The sequence below is a fragment of the Streptomyces sp. NPDC036813 genome (assembly GCF_055609245.1).
Genome location: NZ_JBVJPV010000002.1, coordinates 174,840 through 195,530 on the forward strand (window position 1 = coordinate 174,840; position 20,691 = coordinate 195,530).

General features: G+C 72.9%; 19 protein-coding genes. 7 read left to right on the plus strand and 12 right to left on the minus strand.

Going from position 1 to position 20,691, the window contains the following annotated elements; genetic code table 11:
* Positions 1 to 6 precede the first annotated feature (6 nt).
* Together ACZ67Q_RS04855 and ACZ67Q_RS04860 are read right to left on the minus strand one after the other, a co-directional pair.
* Complete coding sequence (locus ACZ67Q_RS04855; protein ID WP_471176433.1) at positions 7 to 960, minus strand: carbohydrate ABC transporter permease; 954 nt, start codon at positions 958 to 960, stop codon at positions 7 to 9.
* Positions 957 to 2,366 (minus strand): extracellular solute-binding protein, encoded by a 1,410-nt coding sequence (locus tag ACZ67Q_RS04860; protein ID WP_471176436.1) that lies wholly within the window; start codon positions 2,364 to 2,366, stop codon positions 957 to 959. Before ACZ67Q_RS04860 ends, ACZ67Q_RS04855 begins: the two co-directional genes overlap by 4 nt.
* A gap of 161 nt (positions 2,367 to 2,527) precedes the next feature.
* On the opposite strand from ACZ67Q_RS04860, the gene ACZ67Q_RS04865 reads away from it, so the two are divergent.
* Entirely contained in the window at positions 2,528 to 4,075 is a 1,548-nt protein-coding gene (locus ACZ67Q_RS04865) for a glycoside hydrolase family 32 protein (RefSeq protein ID WP_471176438.1), read from the plus strand.
* A 124-nt stretch (positions 4,076 to 4,199) separates the two neighbouring features.
* Positions 4,200 to 5,174 carry a TauD/TfdA dioxygenase family protein gene (locus ACZ67Q_RS04870; RefSeq protein ID WP_471176441.1) on the plus strand — a complete coding sequence of 325 codons (975 nt, stop codon included), beginning with the start codon at positions 4,200 to 4,202 and terminating at the stop codon, positions 5,172 to 5,174.
* A 4-nt stretch (positions 5,175 to 5,178) separates the two neighbouring features.
* Here ACZ67Q_RS04870 and ACZ67Q_RS04875 read toward each other — a convergent pair whose 3' ends face one another.
* From ACZ67Q_RS04875 to ACZ67Q_RS04905, 7 genes are all read right to left on the minus strand, one after another.
* Positions 5,179 to 6,207 carry an LLM class flavin-dependent oxidoreductase gene (locus ACZ67Q_RS04875; protein ID WP_471176443.1) on the minus strand — a complete coding sequence of 343 codons (1,029 nt, stop codon included), beginning with the start codon at positions 6,205 to 6,207 and terminating at the stop codon, positions 5,179 to 5,181.
* Between the two features lie 97 nt (positions 6,208 to 6,304).
* A complete protein-coding gene (locus tag ACZ67Q_RS04880) occupies positions 6,305 to 7,504 on the minus strand; it encodes a glycoside hydrolase family 64 protein (RefSeq protein WP_471176445.1) in 1,200 nt (399 codons plus the stop codon).
* A gap of 341 nt (positions 7,505 to 7,845) precedes the next feature.
* Complete coding sequence (locus ACZ67Q_RS04885; protein ID WP_471176447.1) at positions 7,846 to 8,610, minus strand: dienelactone hydrolase family protein; 765 nt, start codon at positions 8,608 to 8,610, stop codon at positions 7,846 to 7,848.
* Positions 8,611 to 8,705: 95 nt separating this feature from the next.
* The gene (locus tag ACZ67Q_RS04890) at positions 8,706 to 9,329 is read right to left on the minus strand and encodes an L-threonylcarbamoyladenylate synthase (protein WP_471176449.1); all 624 of its coding nucleotides are present in this window, start codon (positions 9,327 to 9,329) and stop codon (positions 8,706 to 8,708) included.
* Positions 9,330 to 9,641: 312 nt separating this feature from the next.
* Positions 9,642 to 10,682, minus strand: coding sequence for an NAD(P)-dependent alcohol dehydrogenase (locus ACZ67Q_RS04895; protein WP_471177691.1), 1,041 nt, complete (start codon positions 10,680 to 10,682; stop codon positions 9,642 to 9,644).
* 37 nt (positions 10,683 to 10,719) lie between these two features.
* Positions 10,720 to 11,502 carry an SDR family NAD(P)-dependent oxidoreductase gene (locus tag ACZ67Q_RS04900; RefSeq protein WP_471176452.1) on the minus strand — a complete coding sequence of 261 codons (783 nt, stop codon included), beginning with the start codon at positions 11,500 to 11,502 and terminating at the stop codon, positions 10,720 to 10,722.
* A 7-nt stretch (positions 11,503 to 11,509) separates the two neighbouring features.
* Positions 11,510 to 12,175, minus strand: coding sequence for a TetR/AcrR family transcriptional regulator (locus ACZ67Q_RS04905; RefSeq protein ID WP_471176454.1), 666 nt, complete (start codon positions 12,173 to 12,175; stop codon positions 11,510 to 11,512).
* A gap of 163 nt (positions 12,176 to 12,338) precedes the next feature.
* On the opposite strand from ACZ67Q_RS04905, the gene ACZ67Q_RS04910 reads away from it, so the two are divergent.
* Both ACZ67Q_RS04910 and ACZ67Q_RS04915 read left to right on the plus strand, forming a co-directional pair.
* Positions 12,339 to 12,575: a hypothetical protein gene (locus ACZ67Q_RS04910; RefSeq protein WP_361632579.1), complete on the plus strand. Its 237-nt coding sequence runs from the start codon at positions 12,339 to 12,341 to the stop codon at positions 12,573 to 12,575.
* Between the two features lie 176 nt (positions 12,576 to 12,751).
* Positions 12,752 to 13,276, plus strand: coding sequence for a hypothetical protein (locus ACZ67Q_RS04915; RefSeq protein WP_471176458.1), 525 nt, complete (start codon positions 12,752 to 12,754; stop codon positions 13,274 to 13,276).
* Between the two features lie 442 nt (positions 13,277 to 13,718).
* On the opposite strand, the gene ACZ67Q_RS04920 is transcribed toward ACZ67Q_RS04915, so the two are convergent.
* Complete coding sequence (locus ACZ67Q_RS04920; protein WP_471177694.1) at positions 13,719 to 14,981, minus strand: MFS transporter; 1,263 nt, start codon at positions 14,979 to 14,981, stop codon at positions 13,719 to 13,721.
* Between the two features lie 508 nt (positions 14,982 to 15,489).
* On the opposite strand from ACZ67Q_RS04920, the gene ACZ67Q_RS04925 reads away from it, so the two are divergent.
* The gene (locus ACZ67Q_RS04925; RefSeq protein ID WP_471176460.1) at positions 15,490 to 16,518 is read left to right on the plus strand and encodes an NAD-dependent epimerase/dehydratase family protein; all 1,029 of its coding nucleotides are present in this window, start codon (positions 15,490 to 15,492) and stop codon (positions 16,516 to 16,518) included.
* Positions 16,515 to 17,468, plus strand: coding sequence for a glycosyltransferase family 9 protein (locus ACZ67Q_RS04930; protein WP_471176462.1), 954 nt, complete (start codon positions 16,515 to 16,517; stop codon positions 17,466 to 17,468). The genes ACZ67Q_RS04925 and ACZ67Q_RS04930 overlap by 4 nt, the downstream gene beginning before the upstream one ends.
* Before the next feature lie 163 nt (positions 17,469 to 17,631).
* Here ACZ67Q_RS04930 and ACZ67Q_RS04935 read toward each other — a convergent pair whose 3' ends face one another.
* Positions 17,632 to 18,198 (minus strand): hemerythrin domain-containing protein, encoded by a 567-nt coding sequence (locus ACZ67Q_RS04935; protein ID WP_471176465.1) that lies wholly within the window; start codon positions 18,196 to 18,198, stop codon positions 17,632 to 17,634.
* 270 nt (positions 18,199 to 18,468) lie between these two features.
* Here ACZ67Q_RS04935 and ACZ67Q_RS04940 point away from each other — a divergent pair, with 270 nt between their 5' ends.
* Positions 18,469 to 19,629, plus strand: coding sequence for a CaiB/BaiF CoA transferase family protein (locus ACZ67Q_RS04940; protein ID WP_471176467.1), 1,161 nt, complete (start codon positions 18,469 to 18,471; stop codon positions 19,627 to 19,629).
* A 21-nt stretch (positions 19,630 to 19,650) separates the two neighbouring features.
* On the opposite strand, the gene ACZ67Q_RS04945 is transcribed toward ACZ67Q_RS04940, so the two are convergent.
* Positions 19,651 to 20,541 carry an SCO6745 family protein gene (locus tag ACZ67Q_RS04945; RefSeq protein ID WP_471176470.1) on the minus strand — a complete coding sequence of 297 codons (891 nt, stop codon included), beginning with the start codon at positions 20,539 to 20,541 and terminating at the stop codon, positions 19,651 to 19,653.
* Between the last annotated feature and the right edge of the window lie 150 nt (positions 20,542 to 20,691).

Consider the following 20,691-nt stretch of genomic DNA (forward strand, 5'->3'; position numbering starts at 1 on the left):
CCGGGCTCACTGGTAGTGGACGAAACGCCGGCTGAGCCGGAACTGGAGGGCGGTGACGGCCATGATCAGCACGAACAGCAGCACGCCGACCGCGGACGCCTCACCGAAGCGCAGCTGCTCGAACGCGGTCTCGTAGATGACCATCACCACGGTGCGGGTGGAGTCGCCGGGCCCACCGTTCGTCAGCACATACGGCTGCTCGAAGACCTGGAGGGCGTTGATGATGCCCACCACGGACGCGACCAGCAGCGTCGGCGACAGCAGGGGCAGCGTGATGGCGAGGTGCTTGCGCAGGCCGGTCGCCCCGTCGAGCGAGGCCGCCTCGTGGACCTCTTTCGGGATGTTGTTCAGACCGCCCACGAACAGCAGGAACGAGAAGCCGAACTGCTGCCAGACGTAGACGAGGATCACCGCCGCCATCGCCGCGTGCTCCGACGTCAGCCACGGCACCGGGGCGATCCCGATCAGCCCGAGCGCCCAGTTCACGACACCGAAGTCCTGGTTGAACAGGTACTTCATCACCACCGAGATCGAGGCCGCGGACAGCACCAGCGGGAAGAAGAACGCCGAGCGGAACACCGAGCGCAGCCAGACGGGCATCCGGCCGTTCACCACGATCGCCAGTGCCAGCGCGATCAGCAGTTGCAGGGCGACGGCCAGCACCATGAACACCAGCGTGTTGCGGAAGGAGACCAGCACGGTGGAGTCGCCGAACACCTCCCGGTAGTTGGCCACGCCGGCGAAGCCGGGGGAGTCGATGACGTTCCAGTGGAACAGGCTCAGCACCACCGAGCCGACGATCGGCACGACCGTGAAGACGACGATGCCGACGATCGTGGGCGCGAGGAACAGCGTGGCCAGCAGCCGGGTGCCGCGCTCGCGCGGGCCCGGCCGGCCCGGGGTGACGGGCGGCGCTTTCGGGCGCGTGGCGCGCGCCGGCGGGACCTGGGTGTTCGTCATATCGCACGCTCCATGGCCTTCTCCAGGTCGCCCTGCATCCGGCGCAGTGCCGGGCGCACCGCTCGCGGGGCTGACAGGGCCGTGCCGGTGTGCTTCAGCAGCACCTGCTCCACCTCGGCGACCTGCGGCGGCGCCGGGATCGGCCCGGTGTCGGGGAACCGGTCGAGGGTGTCGTAGAAGACCCGCCAGTGCGCCGGGCCGGTCTCCCGGTAGCGGTCGGCCGTCAGCATCGAGCGGCGGGCCGGAGTCGTCTGGTTGGTGCTGAACAGCTCGGTCAGGGTGTCGCGACGGGCGGAGTACTTGATGAACTCCCACGCCTCGTCCTGCCGCCGGGAGGTGCGCAGCATGGCGTAGCCGGCCGCGCCGTACTGCATGCGGTGGGTGCGCCAGCGCGGGAAGTACTGCGTGTCGTAGCCGTCCCGCTCCACCCCGGCCAGATGCAGGCCGCCCGCCCAGAAGCCGCCCGCGGGCGTGACGCCGACCCGGCCGGTGGAGAACACACCGATCAGGTTCTGCCCGTTGCCTCCCTCGGGGCGGCTGCACAGCCCGTCGCGGACCAGGGAGGCGAGGTAGTCGTACGTCTCCTCGACCCGGTCGGAGGTGGCCTGCGGGGTTCTCCAGCGGAAGCCGCCGCCGCGCCCGCGCCGCTGTCCGGCCGGGTAGAAAGCGTTCCACAGCCAGTCGCCGCCCGGTGCCTTGGACTCGGACAGCAGGTTGGTGTCGTTCGCGAACAGCCAGGGCACGACACCGCCCCACAGCCGGTTGGTCCAGAAGTACGGCGTGAAGTGGGAGTCGCTCGCCTGCTTCATCCGGCGCAGCAGCGCGGTGAAGTCGTCCCGGGTCCATTCCGCGTCCGGGAAGTCGGCGCCGGCCCGCCGCAGCACCTGCGTGCTGAGGTACATGTCGGCGGCGTTGAACTCGACCGGCAGCTGGTACAGGCTCCCCTCGTACATCATCGACTCGACCAGCGAGGGGTGGACGTCGGCGAAGTACTCGCGCAGCTCGGCCGCGTCCCGCTTCACCCACCTGTCCAGCGCCACACCGAGGCGCTGCGCGAACAACTGCACGCCCTCGGTGGCCACATAGACCAGGTCCGGGGCGGTGCCCGCGGCGATCTGGGTGAGGATCTTGGCGAAGAAGTCCGACCAGTCCACGGCCTGTACGGCGTTGATGCGGACCTTGATGTCGGGGTGCAGCCTGCGGAAGCCGTCCAGCAGGGTGCGCACGCCGTCCGGGGAGAACGCGGAGCCGAGGGTCGCGACGACGAGAGAGCCGTCGTCGCGGCCGGGGATGTCGGCTCCGGTGAGCCGGTCCCAGCTCGCGGCGGTACCGGCGACGGCAGCGGCGGCCGTGCCGTAGGCGCCGTACCGCAGCAGTGTGCGGCGTGGGAGGTGCGGGTCGGTCATCGAGGGGCCTAACTCGTGTTAGTCGAGCAGTGATGCCCCAGATGATGAGAACCCGGTCACGCCCGTGTCAAGACTGTTGCGCGCCTTGACCTTTAACGAGTTAGGTCTACAGTCCTGGTCCACGTGAGCCGCCGTTTTTCCGACGAGAGGAACGAAGAGTGATGCGTGGCATGTCCAGAAGGGCCCTGTTCGCCGGTTCGGCCGCGGGGGCGACGGTGGCGATCCTGCCGGCCGCGGCCCCGGCGGCGGCGCGGCCGAGGCCCGCGGCGGGCTGTGCGAGCTACCGTGCCCGCTACCACTTCACCGTGCCGGACCAGTGGAAGAACGACCCGCAGCGCCCGGTCTGGATCGACGGCGAGTACCGCTACTACTACCTGTACAACGCGGACTACACCACCGGCGCCGTCGGCACGGCCTGGCGCCTGGCCACCAGCTCCGACCTGGTCTCCTTCACCGACCGGGGCGTCGCCGTGCCCAAGGACACCACCCCCAACGGTGACGTCTGGTCGGGCTCGGCGGTCGTGGACACCGACGGCACGGCGGGCTTCGGCAAGGGCGCGGTGGTCGTCCTGGTGACCATGTCACCCGACGACGGCCCGACGTCCCAGGCCCAGTTCCTCTACTTCTCGACCGACGGTGGCCGCACCTTCCGGCCGCACGGCACCACGCCCGTTCTGCCCAACCCGGGAGTGCGCGACTTCCGCGACCCGAAGGTGATCCGCGACGAGGAGCGCGGCCGCTGGGTGATGGTGCTCGCCGAGGGGGACAAGCTCGGCTTCCACCACTCACCGGACCTGCGCAGCTGGACATCCGCCGGCTCCTTCACGCACGACGGCATCGGCGTGCTGGAGTGCCCAGACCTGTTCCGCATCACCGCCGACGACGGCACACCCAAGTGGGTCCTGGGCGCGAGCGCCAACGGCAAGGGCGCGGGCCTGCCGAACACGTACGCCTACTGGACGGGAGCCTTCGACGGCGCGCACTTCACCCCCGACGCGACCGAACCGCAGTGGCTCGACCACGGCTGGGACTGGTACGCGGCGGTCACCTTCGACAAGCGCGACGCCCAGGGCACCCTCGACGAGCGGGCGCGCCACGCGCTGGGCTGGCTGAACAACTGGGACTACGCGCACACCACGCCCACCATCGACTGCGACGGCTTCAACGGCACGGACTCGATCGTCCGCGAGATCCGCCTGGTACGCGCCGGGTCGGGCGGCTACTACCTGGCCTCCAGCCCGGTGCCGGCGCTCGACCGGTACGTCTCCCGGACGGTGCGGCTGGGCGATGTGCCGGTCGACGGCACCCGGCTCCTGGACTACCGGGGCACGTCCTACGAGATCAGCTGCCGGATCACCTGGGACCGGCTCACCGGCGCCGGCCTGCAACTGCGCCGCTCACCCGACGGCGTCCGCCACATCGACGCCGGGGTCTACGGCGACCACGCCTTCCTCAACCGCCGCCCCACCGTGAACCCCGACGCCTCGTCCCGCTGGCAGGAGAGCCACAGCCCCTTCGACCCGGCGGCGCGCTCGGTACGGCTGCGCATCCTGGTGGACCGCACGAGCGTGGAGATGTTCGTCGACGACGGCCGCCACGTGCATTCGTCGTCCGTCTTCCCCTACCTTATCGACTCGGGCCTGGCCCTGTTCACGATCGGCGGCCCCGCGGTGTTCCGCGACGTGGTCGTCCGGGAGTTCACGGTGTGAGGCCGGCGTCCGGCCGCGCCTTCGGCGACCTCTGCCGGATCTCCGGCAGCCGCGCTCTCGCCCCCGTGGGCGTTCCCTGTCACGATCTTTGATGACGGGAACGCCCACGAGCACCGGAGTGCGTATGACGGCGGACAGCACGGGGACGGACGGGACGACGCCGGTGGCCGGTGTTCAGGTGCAGCCGGTCGCCGGGTACATCGGGGCCGAGATCAGCGGGGTCGATCTGGCCGGGGAACTGGACGAGGCGGTGGTCGCGGCGATCCGGGCGGCCGTGCTGCGCTGGAAAGTGGTGTTCTTCCGCGGACAGCGCCTCGACCACGCCACCCATGTCGCGTTCGCGCGCCGGTTCGGGGAGCCGGTGCTGCTCCGCAGGCGGGGCAGTGCCTCCCCGGCCGGCGCACCCGAGATCGAGACCACCGCGGACCGGCTGGAACTGGGCGGCCGGTTCGGCATGGAGCACGAAGAGTGGCTGCAGCGCCGCCGCCACACCCTGGTGCGCGGCTGGCACTGCGACCACGGCGCCCGCGTCGACCCGCCGGCCGCGACGATCCTGCGCGCCGAGACGGTACCGCCGTACGGCGGCGACACCACCTGGTCCAATCTGGCCGCCGCGTACGCAGGACTGTCCGCGCCCGTGCGGGAGTTCGTGGACGGGCTGCGGGCCGAGCACCGCCTCGGCGTCGGATACCAGCCGCGGCCCGGCGACGACGCCTACGTCCGCCACCTGCTCGACCACCAGACCGCGACCGTGCATCCGCTGGTGCGGGTCCACCCGGAGACGGGTGAGCGGATCCTCTTCGTCAACGGTTACTACGTCGAGCAGATCACCGGGCTCTCCCGCCACGAGAGCCGGGCCGTCCTCGACATGCTCCTGGAGCAGGCGGTCCGCCCCGAGTACACGGTGCGCCTGCGCTGGGAGCCGGGCACCGTCGCCTTCTGGGACAACCGGGCCACCATCCACCTCGCGCCCGGCGACAGCGCCCACCTCGGCTTCTCGCGGATCATGCATCGGGTGATGCTCGCCGGGGACGTGCCCACCGGGGTCGACGGCCGGCCCTCGGAGGCGATCACCGGGAGCGAGCCCGGCCGCTGGTAGGTCGTCAGCCCGCGGGCCGCCACCCCAGGGCCGGTCCCAGCCTGGTCGCCGTGTCGGTGAGGATCTGCACGTAGTCCTCGTGCCCGAAGGTGAACGGCAGCGCGAACGCCACCTCGTCCACCTCACGGAACGCGGGGTCGGCGTGCAGACGCGCGGCGATCTCCTCGGACGTGCCGACGAGATCCGGGGCGAACAGCAGCCGCCCGGGTCCCTGCGGGGACGCCGTACGCGGCAGCCGCGCGGCCGCGTACGCCTCGTACCGGGCACGCTGCTCGGGTGTGGCGGAGTCCGTCGGGACGACGACCAGCCCCTGCGAGACCCGGGCGGCCTCGCCGTCCGGGTGGGCCGCCCGGAAGGCGAGGATCAGGTCCCGCTGGATCCGCGCGAAGTCCCACGGCCCCTGCGCCTCCTCGGCCTTGACGACGCTGCTGGTCAGCAGGTTCATTCCGTGCTCACCGGCCCACCGGGCCGACCGCAGGCTGCCCCCGCCGTACCAGAACCGGCCGCCGAGGCCGGGGGAGTGCGGCTGGACCCGGTCCGAGTAGGTCTCGATCCCTTCGCGCCCGCTGAAGTCGGTGACCGGCTTGCCCCGCACCGCGTCCAGCAGCCGTTCCAGGCGCCCGTAACCAAAGTCCTCCACCTCGGCGCTGTCCGGGTACAGAGCGCCCTTGACCTGGTCGTAGTGGGTCGGCGGCCCCACACTCACGCCCGGGTTGAGGCGGCCGCCGGACAGGACGTCCACCGTCGCCAGGTCCTCCGCCAGCCGCAGCGGGTTCTCCCAGCCCAGCGGGATCACCGCGGTGCCCAGCTCGATCCGCCGGGTGCGCTGAGAGGCCGCCGCCAGCACGGCGACCGGTGACGAGATGCCGTACTGCAGATGCCGGTGCCGCACCCAGGCACTGTCGAACCCGAGCCGTTCACCGAGCTCGATCAGGTCCAGCGTCGACGCGTGACCGCGGCCCGGATCGGCCTCGTCGAACAGGCCGATCGTCAGAAAGCCGAGCTTGCGCAGGGGGCGTGCGGCGGGTGGCACGGGCACCTCCGTCGTCCGGGCACCTGGGTGTCGTCCAGGACCTCGCGACGATCCTACGATCCGAACATTGCGGCGATATGAACGGTTCCGTGCGGGGTCAGTCCAGCGGATCCAGCGTCAGATACGCCTGCTGCGGTGCGCCGTCGTGCACCAGCGACTCGTGGTGCCCCACGTCGTCGAAGGCGAAGGCGTACGCCGTGCCGTCGGCCATGCGGTCGTGGATGATCCGGGCGTAGTGGTTGGTCACCGCGTCCTGGTAGAAACCGGCGGCCGAGGTGTCCGGCTGACTGGGGTTGGTCAGCAGCGTGGTGCGGTTGAAGCCCGCGCACAGCGTGCGCGAGATCGGGCCGCGCACCGCGTCGTTGGGGGCGTCCAGCAGCTTGTGGCAGCCGAAGACGCTGTCCGCGTCCGGCTTGCCGAACGACGTGACGACCGCGCCCGTGCCGTCGGTGAAGTTCATGACGCCACCGGAGACCCTGCCGTAGAACTTCTTGCCGGGCTGGTCGGCGAACGGGGTCACGGTCAGTGTGGCGCCCGCGTACTTCTGCCAGACCCGGTTGATGTAGTCGTCCATGACGGACGCCGGCAGTGCTCCGCTCTCCAGCCCGTGCCCCGGGGACAGCGCGCGCAGCGCCGTACCGTCGGACCGGGTCTGGATCAGGTTGCCCCAGCCCCCCGGCTGGGCGCGCAGCGCGTCGAACACGGCGCGGTACCCGCCGGCCTTCAGGTGCCCGGTGCTCACCGTGCTGCCGTCGGACCGTCGCACCCCGACGGCGTACGGCGCGGAGAACATGTCCACCTGCGTGCTGTTGAGCCACAGGCCGCCGTCGTTGAGCGTGTACTCCGACCAGTTGAAGAGGATGTCCCGGTTGGGGTCGCTCGGGTTCTGCACGGCCGGCTGCACCAGCCCCCCGGTCGCCAGCCGGAAGTCCAGCTTGCGGCCGTAGGAGAAGTAGATCCGGCCGGACAGCTTCGGGATGCGGATCGTCTTCGACTGCCCGGCGGCCGGCCCCGGGATCGAGGCGTCCGGCGCGGGTACGGGCGGTATGCCGCCGGCCGGCCAGGGGTGGAAGGCGCCGTTGGCGTCCGCCCAACCCTGCTGACCGGTCGTCAGCAGCGTCCCCAGTGTGTAGACGTACACGGACTCCGAGCGACCGGAGTTGTTCTTCAGTGTGAGCGGGATCGTGTCCGGCACCGAGGCGTGCGCCGTCGACGGCGCCTGCACGGCGACGACGCCACCGATCAGGGCTGCCGTCGCCGTCGCGGCGAGGACCCGGTGCTTCAGGCGTGCGAGCACGCTGCACCTCCGTACGGTGTGGGGGAGTGGCGGCCGCGGACTTGGTCCGGACCGTCTTGAGAGCGCTCTCAGAGTTGCGTCGAGACGCGTTCATGTCAACAACTCGCACAGAGAAAGACGCCTGTGCCGCCAGGCTCTGTCGTTTGGATCAGGCTGGCCAAGAGGCGCGGCACCTCTTGGCCGACCCGAGCGGGGTCTGGTGCGTGCAGCTGCAAGGCGGAGGAGGGCGCCAACGCGGAGCGTTGGCAACCGACGACAACGCGGCAGATGCGCGTGCCAGACCCCGCGACGCCGGCATGATCCAAACGACAGGGCCTAGGGCGACGGGCGTCCCGCCGGGATCACCGTTCGCCGAACGTGCGCTCCAGAAGGCCGAACAGCGCGACCCAGTGCCGCTCCGCGCCCTCTTTCTGATACGCGGCGGTGTCGGCCTGGGTGTACCCGTGCGGCGCGTCCGGATAGACCTCGCAACGGTGCCGGACGCCCGCCGCGGTGAGCGCGTCCTCCAGGCGCCGCATCTGCTCGGGGTCCATGGACGGGTCCTGGTCGGCGTGCCCGAAGTAGAGCTCTGCCTTCACCCGGTCCGCCACCAGGTGGGGGCTGTCCGGGGCGTCGGTCGCGAGCCGCCCGCCGTGGAAGCCGGCCGCCGCGGCCACCCGGTCCGGATACGCCCCGGCCGTGCGCAGCGCGAGCCGCGCGCCCATGCAGTACCCGGTGATCGCCACGGGCCCCTCGGCCACGTACGGAGATGCGGCAAGCCACTCCAGGTAGGCGCCGGCGTCCCGCATCGAGCGCTCGGCGGTCAGCGACTGCATGATCGGACGCAGCTGCTGCCACATCCCCGGACGCGCGGCCGGGTCGATGAAGTCGGGCAGCTCCACGACGGGCGCCCGCCCGTGCCGGTAGAAGACGTTGGGCACCAGCACGGTGTACCCGGCGCCGGCGATCCGGTCGGCCATGGACCTCAGGTGCGGGCGCAGCCCGAAGGCGTCCTGGTAGAGCAGGACGGCCGGACGCGGTCGCCCGTCGGCGGGGCGGGCCAGGTAGGCGTCGGCGGTGCCGTCGGGGGCCGGGATCTCGACGTCGGTTCCCTGAACGGAGGTCATGGTGCGGTACCTCATCACGATCGGCGGGTCCTGGATCCGGAAGACCGGAACCCCCACATCGTTGCACACACCACGGACTTGCCCGCCCGGCCCTCCTACTCGAAGCGGCTGACGTCCCCGGCGCCGCGCCGTACGATCTCGGCCTCGCCACCGGAGAAGTCGACGACGGTCGTCGGCTCGGTGCCGCAGTCCCCGGAGTCGAGCACCGCGTCCAGCACGTGGTCGAGACGGTCCTTGATCTCCCACCCCTGCGTCATCGGCTCCTCCTCACCGGGCAGCAGCAGCGTGCTCGACACCAGCGGCTCCCCGAGTTCGGCGACCAGCGCCTGGGTGACGGTGTGGTCGGGGATGCGCACGCCGACGGTCTTCTTCTTGGGGTGCTGCAGCATGCGCGGCACCTCCCTGGTCGCCGGGAGGATGAAGGTGTAACTCCCGGGCGTCGAGGCCTTGATCGCCCGGAACACGTCGTTGTCCACCCGCACGAACTGGCCGAGCTGCGCGAAGTCCTGGCACACCAGGGTGAAGTGGTGCCGGTCGTCCAGCTGCCGGATGGAACGAATCCGCTCCATGCCGTCACGGCTGCCGAGCCGGCAGCCCAGCGCGTAACAGGAGTCCGTCGGATACGCGACGAGCGCGTCGTCGTTCCGGATACTCGCGGCGACCTGCGCGATGGTGCGGGGCTGGGGGTTGTCGGGGTGCACGTCGAAGTACTTCGCCATCCGCCGAGCTTATGCCCCCGGCGGCCCTGCCGCCGACCACGGCCAGGGTGTGTGGGCCGGGGTCCAGTGGCACGAGGTCGGTGCACCCGCGTACGGCGGAAGGGGCCGGGTGGGGGGTGTCCGCTCGCAGCGGCCGGCACCGGCGGACGGTGCCGGCGGCGGAAACGGGCGGCCGGACCGAGGACGGACACCCCCCGCCCCGGCCCACCCACCGGCCGCAGGCGACGCACGCCACGATACGACCGCAACGGGCCGCCGCAGGCAAAAAAAGGGGCGCGAGCAACCACCATGCACCCGCAGACGAACAACATCTCACCCGTGCGGCAAAATCACCGCCCGCCCCTGCACCCGCCCCTCATGCAACCGCTCATACGCCGCCGGCGCGTCATCCAGCGAGAACGTCTCCGTGTGCACCGACACCAGCCCGTCCCGAGCCAGCGCCAGCACCTCGATCAGCTCGCTCCGCGTGCCCCAGTACGGCGCACACACGGACACCTCGAACGGCAGGCTGCCGAACCCGACCGGCAGCGCACCACCCCCGATCCCGACGATCGTGACGTCACCCTCGACGGCGACGACCGTCCCCGCCGTCCGCACGGTCGGCTCCGCGCCCACGAAGTCGAACACGGCTTCCGCCCCCACCCCACCGGTGAGTTCCCGCACGGCGTCAGCGGCCCGCGCATCCGACAACACCGCCTCGTGCGCGCCCACCTGCCGCGCCAGCCGCAGCTTGTCCTCGCTCACGTCGAGCGCGACGACCCGAGCCGGCGACAGCGCCCGCAGCAGCTGGATCGCCACGTGCCCCAGCCCACCCGCACCGATCACCACCGCAGTCGACCCCGCCACCAGCTTCGGCAGCGACCGCTTGATCGCGTGATACGGCGTCAGCCCCGCGTCGGTCAGCGGCACCGCCGCCACCGGGTCAAGCCCGTCCAGCGGCACCAGGTGCCGTGGGTCGTCGACCAGCAGATACTCCGCCATCGAGCCCGGCGCCCCCAGCCCCGGCGGATGGATGCCGAGCTCGGCGGCGCGCAGGCAGTAGTTCTCCTTGCCCTCGGCGCACTTGGCGCACGTCCCGCACCCCCAGGGCCCGTAGACGGCGACCGGGTCGCCTTCCTTCACCCCGGTCACACCCGCTCCGAGCGCGGCGACGGTACCGACGCCCTCATGCCCGAGGGTGAGCGGCAGCTGATACGGGAAGCCCTCGGCGGGCCAGCTCATCACCGCGATGTCGGAGTGGCAGACACCCGCGGCGGTGACCTTCAACAGCACCTGCCCGGGCCCGGGTTCGGGATCCGGGACGGTGACGACCTCCGGCGGCCGGCCGATCGTGCGGTACTGCAGTGCCTTCATCATGCGGCTCCTCTCAGGCCTTGGAACAGCTCGCGGTTCAGACGGCGGTGTAGGCGCCGTCGACCAGGTGGTAGCCGCCGTGCACGAAGGACGCGCGGTCCGACAGCAGGAAGACGATCAGCTCGGCCACCTCCTCCGCCCTCCCGAGGCGACCGGCCGGATGCAGGTTCACCAGTCCGTCGTAGGCGGCGCGGTCCATGTCCGCCAGCAGCGGGGTCTCGATGAAGCCGGGGCCGACGGCGTTGACGCGAACCCCCTTGGCCGCGTACTCGGCGGCCACCGTCCTGGTCAGCCCCACCACGCCGTGCTTCGCGGCGACGTACGCGGGCGAACCCGCGAAGCCGACGGAGCCGAGGATGGAGGCGACGTTCACGATCGCACCGCCCTTGCCGCCCGCCTCGATCGCGGGCAGCTCGTAGCGCAGGGAGTAGAAGACGCCGTCCAGGTTGGTGCGGACGACCCGGTCGTAGGCGGCGATGTCGTACGACCCGGTCGGCGCGCTCGGGCCACCGATGCCCGCGTTGTTCACCGCGAGGTCCAGGCCGCCGAAGCTGTCGACGGTGAAGCGCACCGCCGCCTCGACGGACTCCGGACGGGTGACGTCCAGCTCGACGGCGACGGCCTTGATGCCGTCCGCCGTCAGGTCCGCGGCGGCCCGCTCGGCGCCGTCGGCGTTGTGGTCGGCGATGACAACGTTGGTGCCGCCGGTCCCCAGACGCCGGGCGGTGGCCAGCCCGATGCCGGAGGCCGCGCCGGTGACCAGGGCGGTCTTTCCGGCGAACTCGGTGGCGTAATCGGGGACCGGGATGGTGGTGCTCATGGTGTTCTCACTCTTCGGTAGTGCCGGACGGGACCGCAACCGCGGCCTCGTCGATCAGGGCGTCGTAGGCCCGCTCCACCAGGGCGGCGAGGTCTGCGGCTCCCAAGTCGTGACCGGCCGTGCCGCGCGCCCACAGGCGCAGCGCGGCCGTCAGGACGCCGGCGGCGGCGTCGACCACGACGGCCGGACGCACGTCCCCGGCGTCGTCGGTGCCGAGCCGCTCGGCGACGATCCGGACCGACTCCTCCTGGGCGTCTACACGGATGCGCTGGTAGGCGGCGAACAGCGCCGGCTCGCGGTCCAGCAGGGCCAGCAGGCGCCGCATCTGCGGGCGCAGGTGCCACGCCGGGTTGTCGCGGTCGGCCAGCCAGTCGCGCACCGCCCGCCGGTAGGCGAGCAGCGGCGGCTCGTCGGCGGGACGGGCGCTCAGCAGGGCGTTGATCCGGGCGCCGTCCCCGCGGACGAAGTCGAGGGCGGCGTCCTCCTTGCCGGCGAAGTGGCGGCTGAAGGTGCGCCGGGTCACGTCGGCGCGCTCGGCGATCGCCTCGACCGTGGTGGCGGCCAGGCCGCGCTCCAGGATCAGCTCCAGCGCGGCCGCGGCGAGCGCCTCACGTGTCTGCCGGGCCTTGCGCTGCCGTCGGTCCTCCGGGGGCGGGGGCTGCGTTGCCGTCATGTCGTCCAGCGTACCCCTGATGTGTCCCAATGGGACATGTGACCCGTCGAGTCATAAGTCTCATGGGGACGTCAGGCTCAGAGTGCGACGTGTGCCGGGACGACGGGCGGGTACCCGCCCGTCGCACTGACGGCAACCGCTGATTCGGACGGAGGGTGCCCGCATGACCAGCAACACGGAGACCGGCGGCGTCACCGGCACGCAGGACAAGGACTACAACCTGATCTGGTACGTCGAGGCGTGCCTGAGCAACGCGCTCCGGCTGGAGAACTACATCCAGGACGCCGAGCGCGAGAAGGACACCGAGGTCGCCGACCTGTTCCGCAAGGCCCAGGCGGACAGCCGCAAGGGCGCCGAGCTGGGCAAGGAGCTGCTGCGTGCGCGGCTGAGCGGCAGCTGAACCCCGCGGACGAGTAGGGGCCCGTATCCGGAGAAGGGTGCGGGCCTTTTCGTGTACCGCGACCCGCCCGTGGCGGTGTGGTCGAAACCACGCCGCCGACGGGGACCGGGGCGGCGGGGGCACGGGCTACCGTTTTGTGCATTCCCTTCCCCCCAGCGGCTTCGGACGGCCCCGCAGTGCACGCAGACCTCTCCCCGCTCATCGCGGCGACCTCCCAATGGCTGACCAGCGCCTACCCGGCGTGCGGCGGCGCGCTCTCCTCCGTCCTGTGCGAGGTCCAGGCCCGGCAGGCCGTGACGGTCGCCGCCTGGCTGCGCTACCCGACGCTGATGGACGCCGCCCTGGTCGGGATGGCCGGGCCCGGTGGCTCCGGCCGGCTCGACTGGATCACCGGCGCGGACGGTGCCGTAGCGGCGGACGGCGAGGACGCATGGCGCACCTGGGTCGACGAGGTCGTCGCCAGCTGGGCGGCCTGCCTGCTCATGAACGAAGAACTGGCCGCGCTGGCGGTGGCCGCGCTCATGGAGGGCGACCACGCCACCGACCTGCCGGTGGAGTTCCGCCGCCTGGTCACCCCCGACGACGGCGACCGCCGCGCAGCAGCACTCCTGCGCCACCCGGATCTGCTGGCCCCCGTGGCCGAACTGCACCACGCCCCGCTACTGGACCTGCTGCGACCGGGCCAGGCCCTCACAGCCTGAGCTGGGAAGCGACGACGGCCGGCACCCGCGTACGGCGGGAAGGGGCCGGGGTGGGGGGTGTCCGCCCGCAGTGGCCGGCACCGGCACGGGTTGCCGTATGAGGCGACGGGCGGCCGGACCGAGGACGGACACCTCCCACCCCGGCCGCGACCCACAACGATCCGTTGGCGCGACACGAGCCCACCACGCACCCGCACGGGCTGCCGCAGGCACAAAAAGGGGCGCGGGGAACGGCGCGACCAGCCCCCACCGGCCCGCAGCCGAACCACGACCCGCCGCCGCAGGCAAAGGCGCCCAGCCACAACGACCCCGTACAGGCGCCGCAGGCAAAGGCGCCCAGCCACAACGACCCCGTACAGGCGCCGCAGGCAAAGGCGCCCAGCCACAACGATCCCGCACAGGCGCCGCAGGCCCCCGCCGCCAAGCCGCCGGCAGGCAACCGTCAAGCCGCCGTGCTCAGAGCCTCCCGCCCCGTCAGGTCCCCCTCCTGCGGTCGAAGGGCCACCGGCGTGCCCGCACGGCGGTCACGCAGCAGCAGCCCCGCACCGATCGTGCCCGCGATGAGAAGGCCGCCCGCGACGAGGGCACCGCGCGCGCCCGCCCACTCCATCAGCAGCCCGAGCGCCGGCGGACCGCCGAGACCCCACACCGTTCCGATGCTGCCCCACACGCCCAGTACCCGGCCGCGCAGATGGGCCGGCGGGTCCGTCTGGAGCACGGCCGTGCCCGCGGTGTCGGAGACGGACTCCACCACGGCCATCGGCAGCACCATCACCAGCAGCACCGCCAGCGACGGCGACAGCCCGGCGACCACCTGCAGCAGCCCGCCCGCGGCGGCCAGCATGCCGACCAGCCGCACCGACGGCCGGTGCAGCCGCGCGCCGAGGACCGCGCCGAGCATGCCGCCGACGGCGAGCACGGTGGAGACGGTGCCGAAGGAAGCCGCGCCGCCCGCGAGGGGGCCGGTGACCAGGACGGCGAGCGTCAGCTGGTAGTTGCGGCCGAAGATCGCGCTGATGCCGGTGATGCCGGCGAGCGCCAGCAGCCGGGGCCGGCGGGCGAAGAAGGCGAGCCCCTGCCGCACGGTCATGTCCTGTCCCTGCTCGCGGCGCGGCGCCGTGGCCAGGCGCGCGGCACCTTCGCCGCGCCCGGGCGCCCCGGGTGCGGGCCGCAGGAAGGGGATCACGGCGGCGACGAACAGGAACGACAGCCCGTTCCCGGCGTACGCGGCGGCCGTCCCGAGGAATCCGACGGTGACGCCCGCCAGGGCCGCGCCGGTGAGCCGGCCGGCGTTGTGCACGAGGGCGCCCACGCCGATCGCGGAGGGGAGGTCCTCCACCGGCACGAGGTCGTTGCCGAGCAGGGCGCAGGCCGGGCCGTCGACCGTGGCGACGATGCCCGTGACGGCCGCGAGGATCATCAGCGAGGTCATGTCCAGCCGGTCCAGCGCCACGAGCAGAGCCGTGACGAAGGCGACGGCCCCGAGCAGCGCCTGGCTGACGGTCGCGGTCAGCTTCCGCGGCCAGCGGTCCACGACCGCGCCGCCCAGCAGGCTCATGAACAGCGCGGGCGCGGCCTGCACCGACATCGACAGGCCGGTCGCGGCGGCGGACCCGGTGATCTGCAGGACCAGCAGGTTCTGCACCGTGAGCTGCATCCAGGTGCCGGCGTTGGAGACGAAGTTCGCCAGCGACCACCAGCGCATGCTGCGGTGACGCAGGGCGCGCCAGGGCGAGCGGGACACGCGGGCGTGCGGCGCGGCGGTGGTGGGGGCAGGACTGGGCAGGGCGGAGTCGGGCGAGGAAGACACAGTGCGGCACTCGAAGACGAGTCGGGGCCCCTGAGGGGCGCGTCGGCGGTCACGGGGAACGCCGGCTGCGCTGCACGGTCGTTCGGATGCCGGATCACGGCGCCGACCATCGTGGCAGAAGGGGGTGCGTAGTGCTGGCCGCCGTCCGCCCGGTGACCTTGCCGGAGTCCCCAAAGCTCCGGGCGCGCAGCGCGGTTGAGGGCTGAGTGGGTTTGCTCACAGAGATCGAAGGGCCGCCTGGAGGGGCCTCGTCCGACGTGGCGGCCGTCACCCGGGTGCGCCTGCCCCAAACCCACCCGCCCCCTCCGCATCAGACGTCAGAGCATGAAAGCGACTCGCAGGGGCACCCGGGAGCGGCCCTCAGCACAGGAGCACGCACCACCAGGGAAGGAAGGTCCTTCTCATGACGTCGGCACCCACGCTCGGCCCTCCGCTCCCGTGGCGCCGGGCCCTGGTCACGGGCGGGGCGGGATTCCTCGGCTCGCACCTGGTGACGCATCTGCTGGATTCAGGGGTCGAAGTCGACTGCCTCGACGATCTCTCGACGGGCCGCCCGGAGAATGTCGCGCCCGTGGCGGACCGCCCCGGTTTCCGCTTCCTCGAGCTGGACGTGGCCGACCCCGGTTGCCTCGACGTCCTGACCGGCCCTTACGACCTGGTTCTGCATCTCGCCGGGCCCGCCTCGCCCGCCGACTGCCGGCGCCGCCCGCTGGAAACGCTGGACGCGGGCAGCCTCGGTACCCGCCACGCGCTCGCCGTGGCCGACCGGGACGGGGCCCGCTTCCTGCTGGCCTCCGCGTGCGAGGCCTGCGAACTCGCCGGCGGCGCCCCCGGAGCCCCGAGCACCGGCGACGGGCACGCCTATGCCGACCCGGTCGATCCGTGCGGCGCCTACGCCGAGACCAAGCGCTTCTCCGAGGCGCTGGTCGCCGCCCATGCGGGCGCCCGCGGCAGCAACGCCGGCATCGTGCGGGTCTTCGACACCTACGGTCCGCGGATGCGCCTCGACGACGAACGGCCGTTCTCCCGGGTGCTCGCCCAGGCCGAGCACGGCGAGCCCGTCACCGTGGCCGGTGACGTCGGCCGGACCGTGTCGCTGTGCTACGTCGACGACGCCGTGGACGGGCTGCTGCGGGTGGCCGCCGGCCGCTCGGTACGGCCCCTCGACATCGGCGGCGAGGAGCAGGTGCCCCTTGGTGAGCTGGCCCGCCGGGTGATCGAGCTGACCGGCTCCGACGCGCCGCTGGAGTTCGCGGCCGGCACGGCCGGCGCGCCCGGTCCGCACCGGCCGGACACCGGTTTCGCGCGGGAACTCTTCGGCTGGCGGCCCAGGGTCTCCTGGCAGGAAGGTCTCGAGCGCACCCTCGCCGCAGCGCGGCCGGCGCCCACTCCCGTGATCGTGGGCGCCGGCGGCAGCGGGTGGCTGTCGTGACGGCACTCGTCGTACGGCTCGACGGATTCGACGGCGTCCTGCTCGCGGGGCCTGCCGTGCGCGCGGTGGCCGCCCGCAGCGGTGACGTCACGATGCTGTGCAGCCACGCCGGCGCACCGGCGGCCCGGCTGCTGCCGCACGTGGACGACGTCGTCGTATGGGAGGCGGAGGCACCGCGGGGTGCGGAAGAGCGGGGGGAGGAGCTGCTGCGGCGGCTGCGGGCGACGGCGTACGACACCGCGGTGGTCCTCACCCCGCCCGGGCACAGCCCGCTGCCGGTCGCCCGGCTGCTGCGCTCGGTGCGCGGTGCGGCCCGGATCGGGGCCGACGGGGACGAGCCCGCCGGTGTCCTCGACGTCTGCCACCGGCGCGAGCCCGGCCGCCATGAGGCCGAGGCGGCCCTCGACACGGCCGCCGCCATGGGGTTCCGGCCCCGGACCGGCGACGACGGCCGGCTGCGGGTCCTGCCCGCGCCGGACACCTCTCAGCTCACCGGTGGCAATGGTCCCTACGTCGTGCTGCACCCCGGCGCCGCGGCGCAGTCCCCCGAGTGGGGCGCCGAGCGCTGTGCGCGGACCGCCGCCCTCCTCGCGGACGCCGGGCACCGGGTCGCCGTGACCGGGACCGGGCAGGAGGCCGCCGTCACCCGGGGGGTCGCCGCCGAAACGGCCGTCGACCTGGGCGGGCGGACCTCGCCGCGCACGCTCGGCGGAGTGCTGCGCAACGCCGACTGCGTCGTCGCCGGGGACGCGGACACCGCGCACCTCGCGGCGGCCGTCGGCACGCCCGTCGTCTCACTGCCCTCGAAGGCGGCACCGGTGGGGGACCGGGCGCCGTACAGGGTCCCCGCGGTCCTCTTCGGGGACGACACCTGCGCCGGGGCGGAGCGGGAGGCCACGCCGGGGGATGTGGTCCACGCCGTGCGGCGGCTGCTGACCGGGGGCGGGTGAGGAAACCCGCGAGGGGCGCCCGCGCACGTCGTATGCCTCCCTGGCGCGGGCCCTCCGGCACTGCCCTCCATGACGCGGGTGCCCCGGCACGGGGAAGGGCCCGCCGTCCCCGAAGCGGCGGGCCCTTCGACATGCGAGGTCGGGCGTGCTTGAAGATGCGACGTCAGGCGTGCTTGCCGCGTCCGGACAGCGCGTCGCGGATCCGGTCCACCAGGCCCGCGCCGGGTGCCAGCATCTTGTTGGCCGGCGGCTTGTCCGGTGCCATGGGGTGCGGGCGGGTCGGGGCCGTCTTCTTCGCCTGGCGCACCTTGTCGCCCAGCTGGTCCAGCGCCTCCGGGGAGCACGCGGCGCGCAGTTTGGGGAAGAGGTTGGCCTCCTCGTCGGCCACGTGCGAACGGATCTCGGTCATGAGCCTGCCGATGAGGCGGTCGAACTCCGGGTCGGTCGCGTCGCAGCCCTCCAGGTCCTTCATGATCTGCTCGGCCTCGGCGTGGTCCTCGAGCTCCTTGTCGGCGATGGCGTCACCGCCGGGCACGTGCTCGCGCACGGCCGGGTAGAGGTAGGCCTCCTCTGCCACCGAGTGCCGCACCAGTTCCATCGTCACCTTGTCGGCGATGAGCTTGCGGTCCTTGCTGCCGGGCGGCAGCGCCTCCATCTGGCCGAACATCTCCTCGACTTCCCGGTGATCGGTCACCAGTTCGTCGATGACGTTTCCTCCATGGCCAGCCATGTTCTTTCACCTCCGGGGCAGGGCGCGCGGCGGTCCCGGCCGGAACCGCCGTCCGCCACGAGTGCCCCGGCGCTCCCGTGGCTAACGCGCCGCCGAGGCGCGTGGCCCGTCCGGCCGTGCGGCCGTCCATTGGACACAGCGGCGTACCGGGAGGGGGTGGTGCGGGACATTGCGTCGAGTGCGCCGCCTGCCGTCCCCCCGGAGAATGACCGCCGCACGTCCCACGCCCCGCCCCGGGCGCGATGAGCGCCCGTTCCGAAAGGAAGGCCGATGCCGCACAGCGCAGCAGCCCGCAGCCCGCTGGCCGGAGTCCTCGTCGCCGACTTCGGACGCGTCCTGGCCGCCCCGTACGCCACGATGCTGCTGGCCGACCTCGGTGCCGACGTGATCAAGGTGGAGCATCCGGACACCGGCGACGACACCCGGGCCTGGGGCCCGCCGCACGCCTACGGCGAAGCCACGTACTACCTGTCCGTCAACCGCAACAAGCGCTCCGTCGGACTCGATCTGCGCGACGACGGCGACCGCGCACGCGCCCGCGAGCTGGTGCGCCGCGCCGACGTCCTGTTCGAGAACTTCCGCCCCGGCACGATGGACAAGTACGGCCTCGGGCCGGGACCGGCGCTGGAGCTCAACCCGGGCCTGGTGTACTGCTCGGTGACCGGTTTCGGCGACGGACCGGGAGCGGCCCTGCCCGGATATGACCTGCTCGTACAGGCGGTGGGCGGGCTGATGAGCGTCACCGGAGCCGAGCCCGGGCAGCCCGTGAAGACGGGCGTGGCCGTCGTCGACGTCCTGACCGGGCTGCACGCGGCCGTCGGGGTGCTCTCCGCCCTGCGCCACCGCGACGCCACCGGCGAGGGGCAGCACGTCCAGGTCAATCTGTTGTCCTGTCTGCTCTCCAGCCTCGTCAACCAGGCCGGCGGCTACACCCTCGCCGGCAGTGTGCCGGGCATCCTCGGCAACCGGCACCCCTCGATCGCGCCGTACGAGGTGTTCCGGGCGAAGGACCGGCCGTTCGTCGTCGCCGTCGGCAACGACCGTCAGTTCGCGGCGCTGTGCCGGGGCCTGGACGCCCCGCACGTCGCGGCCGACCCGCGCTTCACGGGCAACGCCGACCGGGTGGCCCACGTCGACGCACTCGCCGGGCTGCTGGGCACGCTGCTGGCCGAGCGCACCGCGGCCGACTGGTTCGACCGGCTCACCCCGCTCGGCGTTCCGTGCGGGCCGGTCAACGACGTGGCCCAGGCGTTCGACCTGGCCGACACGCTCGGCCTGCGTCCCCGCGCGACGGTCACCGGGCCCGGCGGAACCCCGATGGACCTGGTCGCCAACCCGATCGGCCTCTCGCGCACCCCGCCCCGTTACGACCGCCGCCCGCCCCGGCTGGGCGAACACACGGACGACATCCGGGCATGGCTGGACAGCTGACAGCCGGTCCCCGGCCGGGGATCAAGCAGACCCGTCTCCGCCGGACCGCCACAGCCGCCCGGTCAGCCCCACCGGGTTGCCGGCCGGGATCAGACGGCTGCCGACGACCCGCCGCGCCAGGGGCTCCAGCAGGGCCGCGAGGCGCAGCGCCGCGTCCTCGCCGAGGGCCTGCCACGGCTGGTGGGCGGCCGCGTCGGTGCGGGCCTCCACCGCCGCGCGCAGTGCCGTGCCCTCGGCTGTGAGGGCGCCCGCCGGGTCCAGCACGCCGCGCAGGCGCAGTTCTTCCTCTGTGGCCTGCCAGGTCGCGAGGTCCCACTTGCGGCCCTCCCGCAGCAGCGCGGCGTCCGACTCGCCGGCCGCGGCCTTGAGGACCATCGCCGCGACCGGTCCCAGCCCGCTGGTGACCAGCGCGGCGACATGGCCGTCACCGCGGTGTTCGCGGAGCGTGGTCAGCGCCTGCCACAGCCGTACGTGCGGCAGCCGGGGCGCGGGCAGGGCCTGGTTCGCGGCGCCGAGCACCCGGCCGGCCGTGTCCGCGCCCGCCGCCGCGGCCCAGGCCAGCTCCGCCGCCTCGGCCATCTCGGGCGAGGCCACGGTGTCCGCGCCCAGCACCCGGGTCATCGCCGCGTCCATGGCTTCCTCCCGCGCCGCGAGCACGGCCTCAGGAGCGGCGTACCGCCACGCGTCCGGCAGCGCCCGTGCCACCCGGTCGGCGTGGAAGACGTAGAAACTGCTGGTCACGACGGGGGCGGCCACGGGTCCGAGGGGGGCGGCGCGCAGCGCGAAGTAGCCCATCCAAAAGCCCCGCAGACCGAGGCCGTCGGTGGCCTGCCGGGCTTCGGGGGCGAAGTAGAGCAGGTCGTGCACCGGTTCGTACCGCTCCCACATCACCCGCGCCAGTCCGTCGCTCACGCCGTCCTCCCGTCCCTCGGCTCTCGTCCGCCGGCACCCGCGGTGCCGTGCTCCCTCACTGACAGCAGCATCCGTCATGACAGCCGTCATAACAAGCGTTGCCGCCGCGGGGCCGTCGGCGCTCTGTCGGCCGGGCGGCGCCGGCCGTAC